General features: G+C 42.2%; 11 protein-coding genes and 1 pseudogene. 1 reads left to right on the top strand and 11 read right to left on the bottom strand.

Annotated features, from left to right (window positions below; genetic code table 11):
* Positions 1 to 47: 47 nt before the first annotated feature.
* The 9 genes from J4861_RS12640 to J4861_RS12600 form a co-directional block, all read right to left on the bottom strand.
* Complete coding sequence (locus J4861_RS12640) at positions 48 to 446, bottom strand: HIT family protein (RefSeq protein WP_211812053.1); 399 nt, start codon at positions 444 to 446, stop codon at positions 48 to 50.
* 21 nt (positions 447 to 467) lie between these two features.
* A complete protein-coding gene (gene greA, locus J4861_RS12635) occupies positions 468 to 938 on the bottom strand; it encodes a transcription elongation factor GreA (RefSeq protein WP_004360966.1) in 471 nt (156 codons plus the stop codon).
* Positions 939 to 1,583: 645 nt separating this feature from the next.
* On the bottom strand, positions 1,584 to 4,307 hold the full coding sequence (locus J4861_RS12630; protein WP_211817114.1) for a hypothetical protein: 2,724 nt from the start codon (positions 4,305 to 4,307) through the stop codon (positions 1,584 to 1,586).
* Positions 4,308 to 4,339: 32 nt separating this feature from the next.
* The gene (locus J4861_RS12625; RefSeq protein ID WP_249110861.1) at positions 4,340 to 4,546 is read right to left on the bottom strand and encodes a hypothetical protein; all 207 of its coding nucleotides are present in this window, start codon (positions 4,544 to 4,546) and stop codon (positions 4,340 to 4,342) included.
* A 1,107-nt stretch (positions 4,547 to 5,653) separates the two neighbouring features.
* Positions 5,654 to 6,637, bottom strand: coding sequence for an ISAon1 family transposase (locus J4861_RS12620; protein ID WP_428842164.1), 984 nt, complete (start codon positions 6,635 to 6,637; stop codon positions 5,654 to 5,656).
* 1 nt (position 6,638) lies between these two features.
* A complete protein-coding gene (locus J4861_RS12615) occupies positions 6,639 to 6,983 on the bottom strand; it encodes an ISAon1 family transposase N-terminal region protein (RefSeq protein WP_211813866.1) in 345 nt (114 codons plus the stop codon).
* A 407-nt stretch (positions 6,984 to 7,390) separates the two neighbouring features.
* The gene (pdxT, locus tag J4861_RS12610; protein WP_211817113.1) at positions 7,391 to 7,978 is read right to left on the bottom strand and encodes a pyridoxal 5'-phosphate synthase glutaminase subunit PdxT; all 588 of its coding nucleotides are present in this window, start codon (positions 7,976 to 7,978) and stop codon (positions 7,391 to 7,393) included.
* Complete coding sequence (gene pdxS / locus J4861_RS12605; RefSeq protein ID WP_004360968.1) at positions 7,975 to 8,847, bottom strand: pyridoxal 5'-phosphate synthase lyase subunit PdxS; 873 nt, start codon at positions 8,845 to 8,847, stop codon at positions 7,975 to 7,977. Before pdxS ends, pdxT begins: the two co-directional genes overlap by 4 nt.
* A 174-nt stretch (positions 8,848 to 9,021) precedes the next feature.
* The gene (locus tag J4861_RS12600) at positions 9,022 to 10,041 is read right to left on the bottom strand and encodes a hydroxymethylpyrimidine/phosphomethylpyrimidine kinase (RefSeq protein ID WP_211817112.1); all 1,020 of its coding nucleotides are present in this window, start codon (positions 10,039 to 10,041) and stop codon (positions 9,022 to 9,024) included.
* Between the two features lie 820 nt (positions 10,042 to 10,861).
* Between J4861_RS12600 and J4861_RS12595 the strand changes: the two genes are divergently transcribed.
* Positions 10,862 to 13,327: a TonB-dependent receptor gene (locus J4861_RS12595; RefSeq protein WP_211817111.1), complete on the top strand. Its 2,466-nt coding sequence runs from the start codon at positions 10,862 to 10,864 to the stop codon at positions 13,325 to 13,327.
* A gap of 177 nt (positions 13,328 to 13,504) precedes the next feature.
* Here the strand turns inward: J4861_RS12595 and J4861_RS12590 are convergent, their stop codons facing one another.
* Complete coding sequence (locus J4861_RS12590) at positions 13,505 to 14,551, bottom strand: IS1595 family transposase (RefSeq protein WP_211817804.1); 1,047 nt, start codon at positions 14,549 to 14,551, stop codon at positions 13,505 to 13,507.
* A 548-nt stretch (positions 14,552 to 15,099) separates the two neighbouring features.
* A pseudogene (locus tag J4861_RS12585) lies at positions 15,100 to 15,999 on the bottom strand (alpha-galactosidase); the annotation flags it as partial.
* Positions 16,000 to 16,058 lie beyond the last annotated feature (59 nt).

The following is a 16,058-nucleotide window of genomic DNA, read 5'->3' as shown; positions in this document are numbered from 1 at the left end:
TATGATATATCTCCGCTCTGTTCGTTTTCTGTGTCAACAGCTATCACTTAATCCAATTCCTGGAAAGCCTTGAAAATCTTTGCAGCAATCTCCTTCTGCTCCTCAGCATCAACCTGTACGTGATGTTTGAAATTAACATCTGCCTCGCTGTTCATTGGCAAGAGGTGGATATGTGCATGGTTAACCTCTAATCCCAAGACGACCTGTGCTACCTTCTTACATGGAAAGACCGTCTTTATTGCACGTGCAACCTTCTTTGCAAAAACCTCAAAGGCTGCAAGTTCCTCATCTTCCATATCAAAGATGTAGTCAACCTCCTTACGAGGAATGACAAGTGTGTGACCCTTTGTTACAGGATCAATGTCGAGAAAAGCATAGAACTGTTCGTTCTCTGCACATTTGTAGCTTGGAATCTCACCCGCTGCAATCTTACTGAATATTGTCATACAAACCTCCTTGTTTTATTGTTATGCATCAATTGAGATCTTATCAATACGCAGAGTGATAGTACCACGAGGGATAGTGATTTCAACCTCATCGCCCACCTTCTTATTCAACAAGCCCTGTGCAATAGGAGTCTTGATTGAAATCTTATTCTGCTTCAGGTTAGCCTCTGTCTCACTAACAATCGTATACTTCATCTTAGCATTTGTCTTTACGTTTGTCATCTCAACAGTAGACATAATCTGTACGGCATCAGTGCTCAAACGTGACACATCAACAATCTTTGCTTGTGCCACGGTCATCTTCAATTCAGCAATACGTGCTTCCAGATGACGCTGTGCCTCCTTAGCAGCATCATACTCAGAGTTCTCACTCAAGTCACCCTTATCGGCAGCTTCGGCAATAGCAGCAGATGCCTTGGGACGTTCAACAGATTCTAAATACTGCAAATCGGCTACGAGTTTGTCGTAACCTTCCTGTGACATATAAGCCATAAAATCTTATTTTAAAAATTAATCGTTTTTCAATAGACATAAAAAAGATAGAATTCCAACATCAATCTCACTGAATGCCGGAATCCCATATCCTTAAACGTCTTAATCCTTTTATTTTTTGCAAAGATAGGCTTAAAAAATGACATAACAAAGTTTTAACGGATAAAAATGCTTTTCAGTTACAAACAAACTAACAAACAGAGTAACTAACAAACTATTAGCCTCCCAGCCTATCAACTCCAAACTTCCAACCAGCCACTCCTCCACAGGAAGCAAGTCCCTCTCCCGCCCCTCCCCCCCCAAGAGAGGGAAGTAAAATGTGAGATACCCCTATTGATTTGCTGTGAGTAAAAAACGTTCTTATGTTACTTTGTCTTAAATTATCCTGTCTGCAAGCAACTTGTTAACCCGTCAACTTGTCAACAAAAACTTGTCAACTACAACAAGGGGTATCTCGGTAATTACTCCCCTCTCCTTTCGGAGAGGGGTTGGGGGTGAGGCTTTCTCCCTTTGGCGGAGGGGTAAGGGGGAGAGGCTACTTCTTATCTTTATCGTAAACAAAAAACCTACCCCCAACCAGAAATCACTTCTCGTATAGGGGGTAGGAAAATGAATTAAATTATCAAATGAATCAAATCAATCGAATTATTCTGAGACGGGGCGCACAGCATATCCATTAGGCCGATTGTGGTTGGCTTGCGGCTGCACGAAGGTATGGCCAAAAAACAAGTAACGACCGAAGTACTGGTCTATTGGAATCGCCGCCCAATAATAACCACCAGTCAGATTGACCATCGAACCATCGATGGGGGTGCGTTGACCTACACCCGGGAAGAAGATAGTTGCAGTCTTACTACTATTGGTCCAGAATTTATGACCGAAAGCAGAAGAATACTTTTGATATTCAGTAGTACCGTCAACATTGATATTAGCAAGAGTGGTTTGATTGTTACCATCGCTGGTAAAACCTGTAAAGGCTTTGAAAGTAGGTATCTTGAAACCAACAGGACAAGGATCGTAAACAGTCTTGATTACGTTGTCGTCGTTGAAACCTATAGCAGGGGTACTCTCGGCAGACCAGAGGTTATAGTAAGAATAACCAATTGGAGGATTACTGTACCAAGAATTACCCTGAGTATAGAAGTTTTGTGGTTTCTGAATACCGTTGGCGATGGACATATTGTCGCCAGCATTCTTAATGAAATTTCCTTGAGGAAGTGTCCCGTCCATACCAGGGAAAGCGTCCTTACGGCCAAATTGGTAAATAGTAGCAATACCTGTCCTTTTTGTACCTGGATTTTGGGTAATGTTAAGAACAGCAACTTGTTTGGTTCCGTTGTTAGCGATGGTTTGCTCAACCTTAACTTTGACAGTACGTACGTTATTGTAGGTTGTATTATCCCACTTAGTAGGCTTCCAACCAAGAGTTTCTTCAGTTAGGTTGTATTTATTTCCCTGATGGTTGGTAACTTCTATTTTATTGAGTGCACTCTTAGGGGCAAACCATAAGTGCCAAGACCAAAAGACTGTTCCATTCTTGGTTGCAGCAACGACAACGTTACCGCTCTTGATGTCGGAAGCCTTGACCTCGAACTCAAGGAAAGCATTGCCGCCATCATGTACGATTGGGGTAGAACTAAAGCGGATAAGATTGGCCTCGTCAGCCCAGACTACCTTAGCACCATCTAGACCAGCATAGGTACCGCCGTTGGTTTTCTCTATCCAAGGATTGGTGATTTTTTGGTTATAGTTGTCTTTGAAGTTGCTAAGAATATAAGTACCAGTATTGCTGGTCTTATAGGAATTTGGATTATCGTTACCGTTCTTTATTGCATTACCATAAACTAAAGGTATACGATAATGTCCAGGAGCAGAAATAAGGTAAGAGTTAGCAGTATTACGTGATGTAGCATTGCCTTGGTAATCATGCATAGAAAGGTCATAAGGAGCAGAAGCCGTACCTAAAGGAGTGGCATTCTTAAGTCCATCGTTACGAACCTTTAAAAGGTCGGTGACATCTTTGGTAAAAGTTGCATTGCCAATTTCAGCAGCTGTACTGCCATCGCCACTTTCTTTGCTAAGGGCGGTCATCCAAGTAGGCTTATTGTTGGTCCAAGTTGCACCATTATCCTCGCTGTAGCCGATTACCTTCCAAGCTACTGCTTGCTTTGTATGTGTTACAGGGTCTTCACGGAAACTGGTGATACCATAAGGTTGTGATGTTGTTTCGTCGTATTCGGCTGCACGGCTTGGGTCGGTTGCTGTAATAGTGTATGTCCAAGTAGAATTGGTCTGGCTAAGTTTATAAGTGCGTGTTGTACCTGCCTTCCATTCACCTTTCAATACAACGTCAATTACAGTACCATCGGTGCAGTGAATGTATGCGTGGACATTGTTGCCAGTAAGCACCTGTGGTATCATGTAGAACGTGAAGTTGTCGCCTGTGTTACCCATGATGGTTACGTTAGGGTTTTGGCTGGTGCTGACGTATACACCCGAGAGGGTCGCTGTACCACGAGTAGCACCCGTGTTATCCCAGGCAGCACCTGTACCATTGAACTCGTTTGAGAGCTTGTACTTGCTCTTCATAATGGCATTGCGAATCTCAACCTTGTCGATGGTTTTGTTCCACGAAAGGTTTTGACCCACAGCAAAGCGGATAGCTGTAAGGGCGTGGCGGAAGTCGAGGTTGGTTGTTGGCTGTTCGCCCTGTGTTGCATAATGCACCTCGCCTGTACATGCCGTCATAAAGTCCTTCTGATCTCTGACGTTAGGTTCTACCGTGAAGTCAACACTGGGGGCATTGTCGGCAGAAGTCATATCGTTGATGGTAAGTTTAGAATAACTATCCTTAGAAGGATAAACCGCAAAGAAGCGTGCCCAAGGCTGTGCAAACGACCAGCGAATAGGGGTATAGAGTTCGCCGTTGCTCTTGGTTTTCGCAGCTTTGAACCATTCTGGTGTTGTCAATATGCTTGTTGCTGCAACACCACGGATACCTGTTGACGAGAAGTCGCCACCAATCGTGGTTTCTATGTTAGCACGAGTGCGTGCATCAGCCTTTACTGGGTTTATGCCTTCAACGGTGGTCTCAATAAGACATACGTCAAGGTTACGATTGCTGTGTGCAGTAAGTTTCTGACCAGCAAGATCTTTGTTAGCAAGTCCAGGTGTGATCGCGCCACGGGTCATTGCAGCACCACGGGCAATTGCTTCTGACTGCACATCATTCACACTAAAGCGTACCAAGGCATCATTGCTTCCACCCTGGTTGGATGCCAAATCATCGTCGGAGCAGGAAGCAAACGACAACGCCATACCACCAACAACACAGGCAGACAGCGCATAATAGAAAATATTTTTCTTCATCTTTAAATTAAATTCTTAGTGATTTATATTCATCATCCTTCAATCTCGTCATCTGGGTTGCTGTCATCTGACGTAGGAGGGACTACTTGAATTGTTCCAGGCGTTTGGCTACCAGTACCACCACCACCAGGACGAACGAGAGGACTACCAGCAAGGAGGCTGCCCTCGGATGCCACTCTAACGACATCGATTGTAGGACGAACATAAAGTTGTCGTACCGTCTTTCTAATTTTTGTCATAAGCTTAATAACTAGTTAATTTATAAATATGTCAGTTCACTCAAATTACGTAATGGGGAATTAGGTAACCACATTGAAATGCATGGGCAAGGACGCAAACGGCACCTTGCCCATGCGTGTCAACATGGCTCCAATCAAAATATATGAGAAAAAAACGATTACTAACAAAAAAATCGACAAAGGGCAAATACAGCAAGCCCTTTGTCGATACGCCATAACGTGCCACGCATTGCGCAAGCACGTAAACGACTAATAATGAAAGAGTTATATTACTATGAGAGAGAGAGAGAGAGAGAGAGAGAGTATAAAATTATTTGAAACTACCAAATAATTTCTTATCTTTTTTCTATCTTCACCCGTCAAATAATCTAAAAAAGACTTTAAGCGTATTACAAATGAGCACACACCATCCTGCCTACCAGCGCATTGTACCTGCACAAGCCCCTTATTATATAAGGAATAAATGTGGCTAAAACTGATGTATCCTAATTGTCTCATTCGTTATTGTCAGTTAATGGTATGTTGAAAGCAGGTACTGAATATTACCAAACCATTTCATAAAATCAACCAAATCGGCAGCAAAGGTAATAAGAAAAATTAAAATAAAGAAGAGAATTAATGAAAATCAAACAAAAAAAGACAGAATGTGCAGAAAGAGATAGACAGAAAGAATAGAATATATAGAGAAAGATGGACAGAATGAACAGATTAATTTACGTAACCTTATCAATGACCGCACAACTTCTTCGTTCACTACCAATTTGCCCTCGAAGATAGTTTTGGAAGATGACAAAGCTAATTAATAGAGCCCATCAAACTATCATATTGTCATATTATTTACTTGACATAAATCAATAACACATTATATACTAAAAAAAGACGATAAAAAAGTTGCAAATATAAAAAATACTCTTTATCTTTGCAACGTGTTTTTCATAGTATTAGATTTAAGGTTAACAAAGGTTGGACTACAGCGGTAGTCCTTTTTTTATGTCTTTAAGTCTGATATTACAAACATTATATCAGTAAATACTGGCTTACAGAACTTATCAAGACTGACTGATAAGCATGGGTCAGTCCTAAAACCCCAGTTGCAAGCCTATCCTCTTAAGCACACAATTTCATAAGCCTATATAAAAAGAAAGGAATATCTGTGACTCCTCTGAACTGTGCCCTGAATGCCTTAACCTTAGCATTGAATGACTCGGCATTTGCATTCGTAGCTCTGTTTACAAAGAAATTGAGTATGGTTTGATAATGATTTTCAAACGTGTCAATCACTGTGTAGAAATTGTCCACTCCCAGCTCTTCAACCTCATTAAACCATTTTGCCAGCTTCAGCCTTGCAGCATCCTTGATGCTCTTGATGTTATAAATATCGGTAAGTTTCATAGCCAAGTCATATGCCTTTTTCAGTGTCGGATAATGTTCAAAGATGATTTGTGCCCTACCTTTCTGTGTTTCAGTCCACTTGGTCTTGTGCTTGGTCAATATGAACTTTGCTCTGGCGAGCAACTGCTTACGCGTGTCACCATTGCTGTATCTAAATGGTATATATTCCTTTCCCTTACTTTTAGCTTCTTTTATCTCCTCATTCTCTTTATCTCTTGCCATCCATCGGTAAGCGATACGCATGTCATCCAGAGCATCATAATATAGTTTCTGTACATGAAATCTGTCATTGGTAATAAGTGCTTTGGGAAAAACAGAGCGGGCTATACGCATCATAGAAGATGATAAATCGAGTGTTATCTCTTTGACAGTCTCCCGTTTAGAAAGGTTTATCGTCTTGAGAATTTGGATGACGTCCTCAGCCTTGGTCCCTTTAACCACAGCTACCAAAGTCCCTTTTCTGCCCTTTCCCGCCTTGTTGGTCAGAAAAGTATAAACCTCGCCACTACTTAGACAGGTCTCATCAATACTTAGATTCTCTCCTATGTTGTCTTCAAACAATAGCCAGTCTTGAGCATGATCTAACTGATCCCAGCTACGATAATCACTGAGATGTTCCTTGTACTGTGTGGATAACAGCTTGCCATTTACGCCATAGTGAGCACCGATACTTGCGATGCTCTCTGCAGTGGACTCAATTCTATTCTTTTAAAAAAGAAACGAACTCGGGGGATAGTTTACTGCCCTCAGCCGTCAAATCATCATATGAATAAGTAAATATCTCTCCGTTGGAACTGTCACGCCATTTGCGACGGCGAACATGGAGGTAAACTGCTTTGCCACGAAGGGGGAAGTCCTGAATAACACGCTCGCTGGTAAAACCATAACTGCTTACGGTGCCTAACTTATGGTCTGACTTTTCCATAAAATTACGCTCGTCAAGCCAAAAATCAAACTGAGAAACACTCTCTTGAATATCGACCACATCAAAGTAGTCGGCAAGTACATCTGGAAAGATGCAACGTAATAATTGGTGACTCTTCATGATGCAAAGGTAATAAATACTTATGAAATTATGTGCTTAAGAGGGTAGACTTGCAACTGGGTTTTAGGACTGACCCATAAGCATACTCCCAACAAGCTACTTAACCATGTCTTATTATTATAAAAACGACCAGTAAAACCCTATTCAACCATCTCCAATAACACTTTTAACATCCAACACATCTCGTGCTGGTGCTTAGCACCTATTGTGCGGAGGGTAAGCACCAATGGTGCGGAGCACTTAACGCATTGCAAGATGTAGCTAAGCGGAGAGCAACTTATTGTTAGTTAAGAGCTACGATATTAATTCTTTAGAATATAACAAAAACATATATAGGCTGCTACAGATGCCAATGAGCATCTGTAACAGCCTATATTCATTATTTAGTTATACTTTCCTTTAAGATATCATCTGCCCTTCACCATTTCCAAGAAGTATTCATGCACACGCATATCACTATCCAATTCAGGATGAAAAGCAGTAACAAGCTGGTTTCCTTGGCGAGCAGCAACGATATGACCATCAACTTCTGAAAGTATTTCTACCTCTCCAGCCGCTTCCTTTATGTAAGGTGCCCGGATAAAAGTCATTGGGATATCGACTTCAATCCCCTTAAAAGGAGCCTCCGTATGGAAACTACCCAACTGACGACCATAGGCGTTACGAGCAGCAGTCATACGCATTGTGCCCAATCGAGGAGGAACCGGTGCTGACGGACTATTCCCCTCGACCTCACGAGCAAGGAGTATCAAACCCGCACAAGTACCAAAGACTGGCAATCCTGCTTCGATAGCTTCACGGATAGGATCAAGCAAACCGAGGTCACGAAGGAGCTTTCCTTGAGTGGTACTCTCACCACCAGGGATTATCAAACCATCTTTCTCCTGTTGCCAATCTTCCAATCGGCGCACCTCAAAGCAATCAACTCCCAGCTTACGGAGCATCATTTCATGCTCTAAGAACGCTCCCTGCAGGGCAAGAACGGCAATTCTCATTGTCCACGCTCAGCCATGAGCACTTCAATTTCATGCTCGTTGATACCAACCATAGCCTCACCCAAGTCTTCTGACAATGCTGCCAACTCCTTAGGGTTATTATAGTTTGTAACCGCCTTAACGATAGCTGCAGCACGCTTAGCTGGGTCACCACTCTTGAAGATACCAGAACCAACAAACACACCCTCAGCACCTAACTGCATCATCAATGCAGCATCAGCAGGAGTTGCCACACCACCCGCAGCGAAATTCACTACAGGAAGCTTACCATTCTCATGTACATACTTCACGAGGTCGTATGGAGCCTGCAACTGCTTAGCCGCCTCAAAGAGTTCGTCCTCACGCTTACTAACGAGCTCACGAATCTGACTCTGCATCAAACGCATATGGCTAACAGCCTGTACAACATCACCTGTACCAGGCTCACCCTTTGTACGAATCATTGTTGCACCCTCTGCAATACGGCGCAATGCTTCGCTCAAATTACGTGCACCACAAACGAATGGCACCTCAAACTGTGTCTTGTCAATATGATAGATATTATCAGCAGGAGATAGAACTTCGCTTTCATCAATGTAATCAATCTCAATTGCCTGCAGAATCTGCGCCTCAGCGATATGCCCAATACGGCACTTTGCCATCACAGGAATCGTCACAGCCTCCTGAATGCCTTTAATCATCTTTGGGTCACTCATACGTGAAACGCCACCAGCAGCACGAATATCAGCTGGGATACGTTCCAATGCCATTACTGCACAAGCACCTGCAGCCTCAGCTATACGCGCCTGCTCTGGTGTTGTTACGTCCATGATTACACCGCCCTTTAACATCTGAGCGAGGTTGCGGTTTAGTTCTTGTCTATTTGCCATATTACTTTAATTTTTAGATTTCTACCATGTTTCACTCACGAATGAGTGTACATGAAGATGTTATATGTGTTAGTTAATATTAGAAATTCCTTTTAAAAAGATGAGAAAATCGTAAGAACAACACACGGATTTATGAGCTTTAAAAGCCTACATGTTGCCCCCTACTTTATCCCGTTAGACACTCCCCTCCTTTGGAGGGGTTAGGGGGAGGTCTTTCTTAGGACGTCTCCACTCACTCGGAGTCTGTCCCATCTGCTTCTTAAAGAACTTAGAGAACTGAGCTTGTGAGGCAAAACCATGCTCATATGCAATCTCTTGAATGGTCTTTTGTGTCGTTCGAAGCTGACAGGCAAGTGCCTCTGCCAATGTATGATCAATGATACATTTGGGAGATTTACCAGATATTCTATGCGCCACCTGCGACAGATAACGTGGAGAAACATTCAGACAGTCAGCATAAAAGGCAACATCACGATTCGTATGATAATGCAACTGAACAGCTTCTAAGAATTCATTATACAGCTGACTACTCCGTCCACTGATATCACTCTTCCTTGCTACAAGTGTTCTGACATACTCCCGAGCATGTTGTAACGCTTCATCCATCGGCTCGTCTTGACTAAGATAGACCGCAAGTGCTGATGAAAAGCTATTGGCAAGACCATGCTGTAAAGGGTCGTCCAGTACAAATGAGCGTACAGTTCGACTCCCTTCTCCTTTCAACGAAGAACAATCAAAGATTCTTTCAGCCTCTCCTTCTCGCAGAATGACAAGCGAACAAAGTGGCAACAAACGACAACGTATCTGTGTTATCACGTCATCTGTCATCAATCTGTCACCATTACTTGCCGTCACAATTGGGTCATATATAATATGGTGAGGACGATACTTCAACAGTGCATCCACCACAACAGCCAAGGTCTCTATGGTTCTAATCATTCCCACCTTTACCGTGTCAGGCTGCATATCATTGATAATCGCCTCAATCTGTCCTCTAACAATCTCCGCAGGAAGGTCATAGAAAGCCTGAATACCCAAGGTATTCTGCACCGTAACAGACGTTACAGCCGACACAGCATACCCGCCTAAGGTTGCTATCGTTCTGATATCAGCCTGCACACCAGAGCCACCAGTGCTATCTGAACCTGTTATTGTGAGAATTGTCTTCAACAGTTTAGGTTTATTGTTTTGCATACAAAGTAAATTGAAAATATTGAAACCTGCAAGAGTTATTCCTAAATTGACAAGAAAAACTACATTTCTGACTTTTATTAGGCTTATCTGTCTGATTAACCTTATTAGCCTCACAGCAATCAAAAAGCTTATAGACTCACCTACATCAAAGGAATCTATCTACCCTATTATCACCCACTTTCAATGAAAACCTTTTCATTTTAAGACTTCGAAAACATGTAGACAAGGAATTGAAAAATCATTACATAATTTCAATTAAAACATCTGTAAATAATGGCAAAAACACATATAAGAAGTAGGTTCACAACCAACAGTAAATCAATTAGTTATAAAACGGTATAAGAAAAGGTGCTTAATTGGACTTCAAAAGGGCGTTAATAAGGGCCTTAAAGGGCACCTTTTGCAAGCCAAAAGGGCGTCTTTTAGAAGCCCAAAGAGTATATATTGGTTTTGAACTGCACGAAAATAGTTTACAAACTTCAAGTAATAAGGAAATAAGTTGTTTGTGAAGACAGATAGACTTCGTACCTAATGACATTTATCATGTAGTTTATCCCCCTTTATAAAACCATCTTATTGGAGCTAATTATACCGGTGTTGGGTGATGGTTGTTGGGTGTTGAGGGATGGTTATTGGGTGTTGAGCCTTTATAAAACCATCTTATTGGAGCTAATCATACCATGTATGTGGATGAATCTCATTCTATAAACAATCTACGTATTTAACGGAAGAACCTTCACAATACCTACTATTCGGTATTGACACGTTTATAAAAAAAACATAACTTTGCAAAGTTATTTACAAACCATATAATAACATAATGAAGAAATATTTACTAATCTTGACCGCCATGTTATGCTCTCTTGTATCCATGGCACAAAACACCGACGCAATGCTCTTCGGTGATGTGAAGGCAAAAGAAGGTGGAAAACACCTTTCTCATGCCGTAATCCAAGTAAAAGGTACGAACCTTAAAACTCAATGCGATGCTTCGGGTCACTTTAAATTAAGTAATCTTCCTGTAGGAAGGCAAGTTATCATAGCTACACTCGCTGGTTATCAGCAGCAGGAAAAAGAGGTAGATATGGTTAACAATAAAGGTTCTGAAGTCTACTTTGAACTGGAAAAAGACCCATTAGAGTTAAGCCAGGTCGTTGTAACTGGTACTCGTACCAGCCACTTTGTAAAGGATGTTCCTATCCGTACCGAGGTTCTGACATCACAGGCTATCACTAAGAAGAATGCCCAGAACTTATACGAAGCACTTGAAGGTGTACCAGGCATCCGCGTAGAACAGCAGTGCCAGTTCTGTAATTTCTCTGAGGTTCGTATGCAAGGATTGGGTGCTGAGCACACACAGGTACTCATTGATGGTGAGCCAATCTACTCTGGTCTTGCCGGTGTTTACGGTTTGCAGCAGATTGGAACCAATGACATCGACCGTCTTGAGGTAGTTAAGGGTGCCGGTTCTGCCCTCTATGGAAGTAGTGCCGTTGCTGGTGCTATCAACATTATCTCAAAGGAACCAACCTTTGAGCCATCTGTTAATGGTGATATTCAGTTCGGAAACTTTGGCTTCAAGAGCTATAAGGGTTCTGGATCTATGCGTTATAACAACATCGGTCTGAGTGTATTCGCACAGCGTACACAGATGGATGCTATCGACCGCACACAGAATGGTCTTACACGTAAGGAAGTAAAGAACAAGGATGGTATCTCTGATCGCGTAAATGAGACGATGAATAACCTTGGTTTCAGCCTTTACTTCTATCAGCCTTTTGCTAAGAACGATAAGCTCGTACTGCGTGGTAAGGCGATTGATGAGCACCGTTTCGGTGGTGTCATGACGAATGATCAATATATGAACCCATACACTGACGGTACAGAAGACATCCGTACCAACCGTCTTTCAGCTGACCTTGCTTACACCTTGCCTATCGGTAAGCACTCAGAATTGAACCTCACAACAGCTTATGTATATCATAAGCGTCAGGCAACAAACGATACCTTCCTCCATGACTACATGGATTCTCACAAGGATCCAGCACATCCAGACCAAGATGGTGCGGAACCTGACGTTTCTATGATGCGTCCATACATTGCTAAGGAGAATACGGTGACACCATCTATCACCTTTACTTCTATCCTTGGCAGCCATACATTGCTTGGTGGTGTACAGGGTTATTTCACTCGTTTGCGTGAGACTGGACTCTACGTCATCTCTGCTGAAGACGAGAAGACAAGTCCTTACTATGGCGTTCCTTACACTTCTATTGGTAAGAAGCATGCTAACGAGGTCGGCTTCTTCGTACAGGATGAGTGGAACGTGACACCAAAGTTGACCGTTGTACCAGGTATCCGCGTCGACTCTCATAGCTCTGGTGAGGAGTATGCTACCAGCGTAAAGGTTTCTGATAGCGCCTTCCCAACTACTAAGTTTAGTAAGACAACCGTCAATCCTCGTATTGCTATCAAATATGAACTGACTCCTTCACTCGTTCTTCGTGCTAATGTAGGTACAGGTTTCCGTGCTCCTTACGGATTCTCTGAGGACCTCCACCTCTGTAGTGGTTCGCCACGTGTATGGAAATCATCTAACCTTAAGGGTGAGCGTGCTATTAGCTACAACCTCTCAGCAGACTATTATGCTAAGAAGTATCAGTTCAGCATCAACATCTTCCGCACCAACTTGAAGGATAAGATTCAGTTCTCTCCTGCAGACGATGAGGTTAAGAAGTTCGGTTACTCTTACCAGTGGGAGAATGTTGACGATGCCTACGTACAGGGTGTAGAATTAGGTGCAAAGGCAAACCTCTTCCGCAACTTCAATGCTGGTATTAACTGGACTTTCAATCAAGGTAAGTTTAAACACGAGCGTGCAGACTGGTCAGACCCTAACGATGAGACTGTAAAAGAGTTCCCACAGCGTCTACAGTATGCTAAGGACAGTCGTAACATCTCTCGTTTCCCAGCAATGACTGGCGATATCGACCTCGATTATACCCCTGGCACATGGAGTTTCTCTCTCACAAGCTCATTGCAGGGAAAAATGTACATCGACTATAACTCTGAGGACAATGGTGCAACATCAAAGATTAAGAAGACAAACACCTTCATGATCTTCAACTGCCGTGCTGCAAAACGTTTCGGTACATGTACTGTTTATGCAGGTGCTAAGAACATCTTCAGCTACATTCAAGACGAGAAACACACAGACGACGCAGCCTTCATGTATGCTCCTGTATACGGCGCAACATGGTATGTAGGTCTCAGCGTTAAACTATAAGATACTCTCTGAATTTTTTTATTGAAACTTAGGTCGCAGCCGCATTGCCCCACTGGTAATGCGGCTGCTTTGTTTTATACTACCAAAACAAAGCGAAGACAAGCAAACCTACTTTAGCACACGCCACATACAGCTAAGAAATATATTTCTGTGTTTTGATAAAAGTACTAACAAACCTTAAACACTTTCAAAGTATGCCTCATAGTCATGCCATTTTATGCTGGATTTATATTGTACTGCTATCTTCATCAGATGTCTGAACAAGTCATATTCTGGCTTTTTACTATCCCTAAACCAACGACGATTAAATTTCCAACAATACTCATTCAAGTATAATTGGAGAAAACGCTCATCGATTTCTTTGTGAATCGCATCAATACTACTACGGCATTCTCCTGTAACGATGTGAACCCATGGCAAGACTTTGGTAACAACCTCGTGAGGGGTGCTCTCAGTCTCAATATGCTGAACAAGACCTGTCAGAGTCTTCTTCAACCCCATGAGATTATGTCCTCCGTCAGAATGTATCTTTGAATCCTGATTCACAGACTTCTGAGCATAAGGCGCCAGTGTCTTGTATTTACTATCAGGCAATGCATACATTTTGATATAACGGACAGCTTTCTTCACTTTGCTTCTGTTAGCTTGCTTCATAAGTTTAGAGGCTTTGTTAAATCGTTCTGTGTCAGTATTGTCTGATAGGTATTCGTTTAGGATTGAACCTGCATCTTTACTCTGTGCAATTACCAACACAGGAGTTTTCTTACTCTTAAGGACCTTTTCTCCGCCCTCCTCTGAAATGAAGGAAGTTGAGAAATATGACAAGTCGAGCTCTATCTGGTCAGAGAGTGTATAGATGCTGTCCCTCTGCCCCATAATATCTCGCAATTTCATCATCATCAACCATGCGGGAGAGTAATATTCGAGTTCAAGCTGATGCTGGATCTCCTTAGCCGACAATACCTGCTTGATGGACGTCATCATGTGCGCAGTAAAGAACCAATCATACAGCGGTAGTTTGCTATGTTCCATAACGGTACCCTTTGTCAACGAGATTCTGTTGCCACAGTTTTCACATTGAAAGGATTTCCTTCCAGGCAGCCATTTATACTTTGTAGCTCCACACTTAGGACACACAACACCTATCTCCTCTCGAACAGCTCTAAGGTAGTTCTCGCAGCTATCCTCATCGGGGAACATCTGGAAGAAGTCTTTCAATAACATAGCTCTCATATTTGTGACAAATATAATTGATTTTCAGATTTTTACAATGGAGCTATATTGAGATTAACATACCTTAGTACTTTTATCAAAACACAGAAAAATATATTTACAATAACAAGGTTATTTTTCACAAAATGCAGGAATAAAAACGACTCTTTGCACCCTATTTATAACTAACAAGTAATCAGACACTTATAAAATCAGGAAGTGAGAGGTGCTTAATTGGGCTTCAAAAGGGCGTTAGTAAGACCTCAAAAGGGCATCTTTTGCAAGCCAATTGGGCGTCTTTTCGAAGCCAAAAGAGCAGCTATTAAAAATCAAGATATGAAAAAATACGACAAAAATAATAGGCTATTTGCCCTATTGGGCTTATTAGCCTAATTGGACCAATTAGCCTTATTAGGCTTATTAGGCTAATAGAAATAATTAGGCTTATTAGCCCTATTAGCCTAATAAGCCCTATAACAAAATCGGACCAAACGGAAGAATCCGTTTGGCCCGATTGTTTATAATCTTCTACTGATTTAAGTAATCAGCAAGTAAGGTCTTTACTTTGTCAGCTTAATAATCTTACAGCCATGTGCAGGAATGACTGCCTCAATCTTATCGCTTACAGTACCTTCATCAGCATGCTTCCAAAGGTCACGTGCAGACCAAGTACCCGTAATACCAACCTTTGTCAAGTCGATAGAACGAGTTGCAGCTGCCTGATCACGGTTGAAGAGACCGATAACCCAAGAGCCATCCTTCATCTGACCGTACCATATCTCACCATCTGTGTTCCAGAGGTTACGCTCCAATGGCTGACCAACGAAACCATCCTTATTCAAAGCAAGCATCTCGTCGTTCTGGAAGAACTTCAAGTCGTCACCAGTTGGCATATCTGTGATAGAGATTGGTCCACCTGCCATCAAAGGAAGAGAGATAACAGACATCTTCTCATTATCATCAGCATAGCTTCCGATACGAATGAAGTCGCCATCAAGACGAATCTTCTTACGACCAGAAATCTTTGACCAATTGATGAAACCATCAAAGGCATTCTCTGAGTTTGGCCATCCACCACGAAGGCTACCACGGTTGTTATCAGAGAAACGATACCAAGAACCCTCAAGAGCATCGGTATCAATACGTACCATATTACCCGCATATCTCTCGATGAGAGCATTGTTATGCAAGTGAGGCATTACAAGTGAAACATATACGCCATACTTCTGCGCATACTTGTTAATCCACTGCATACCCTTTACATAACGCTCACGGCCATAACCCTTGTCGATAACGTCAGTATAGTTCATACCATCTTCATACCAAGAGAGGAAGTCCATACGTACGAACTTTACGCCTAAATCAGAATAGTGCTTGAAGAATCCTTCAAAATACTGCTCTGCACCAGGGTGATCTGTTACTACCCAACCAAATTGATCCTTTGAACCAGGATGCTTAACCCAAGTTTAACACCCACCTTCGCCTAATTGTTACTGTTACCGTACTTTCCTCGTTTTTC

This window comes from Prevotella melaninogenica (assembly GCF_018127925.1).
Taxonomy (GTDB): Bacteria; Bacteroidota; Bacteroidia; order Bacteroidales; family Bacteroidaceae; genus Prevotella; species Prevotella melaninogenica_C.
This window is presented reverse-complemented; position numbering and strand designations above follow the sequence as displayed.

Coding starts and splice junctions, on each gene's coding strand:
- J4861_RS12600 (WP_211817112.1), bottom strand. CDS start 10,041: ATGCAAAACAATAAACCTAAACTGTTGAAGACAATTCTCACAATAACA.
- pdxS (WP_004360968.1), bottom strand. CDS start 8,847: ATGGCAAATAGACAAGAACTAAACCGCAACCTCGCTCAGATGTTAAAG.
- J4861_RS12590 (WP_211817804.1), bottom strand. CDS start 14,551: ATGTTATTGAAAGACTTCTTCCAGATGTTCCCCGATGAGGATAGCTGC.
- greA (WP_004360966.1), bottom strand. CDS start 938: ATGGCTTATATGTCACAGGAAGGTTACGACAAACTCGTAGCCGATTTG.
- J4861_RS12640 (WP_211812053.1), bottom strand. CDS start 446: ATGACAATATTCAGTAAGATTGCAGCGGGTGAGATTCCAAGCTACAAA.
- J4861_RS12595 (WP_211817111.1), top strand. CDS start 10,862: ATGAAGAAATATTTACTAATCTTGACCGCCATGTTATGCTCTCTTGTA.
- J4861_RS12625 (WP_249110861.1), bottom strand. CDS start 4,546: ATGACAAAAATTAGAAAGACGGTACGACAACTTTATGTTCGTCCTACA.
- pdxT (WP_211817113.1), bottom strand. CDS start 7,978: ATGAGAATTGCCGTTCTTGCCCTGCAGGGAGCGTTCTTAGAGCATGAA.
- J4861_RS12615 (WP_211813866.1), bottom strand. CDS start 6,983: ATGAAGAGTCACCAATTATTACGTTGCATCTTTCCAGATGTACTTGCC.
- J4861_RS12630 (WP_211817114.1), bottom strand. CDS start 4,307: ATGAAGAAAAATATTTTCTATTATGCGCTGTCTGCCTGTGTTGTTGGT.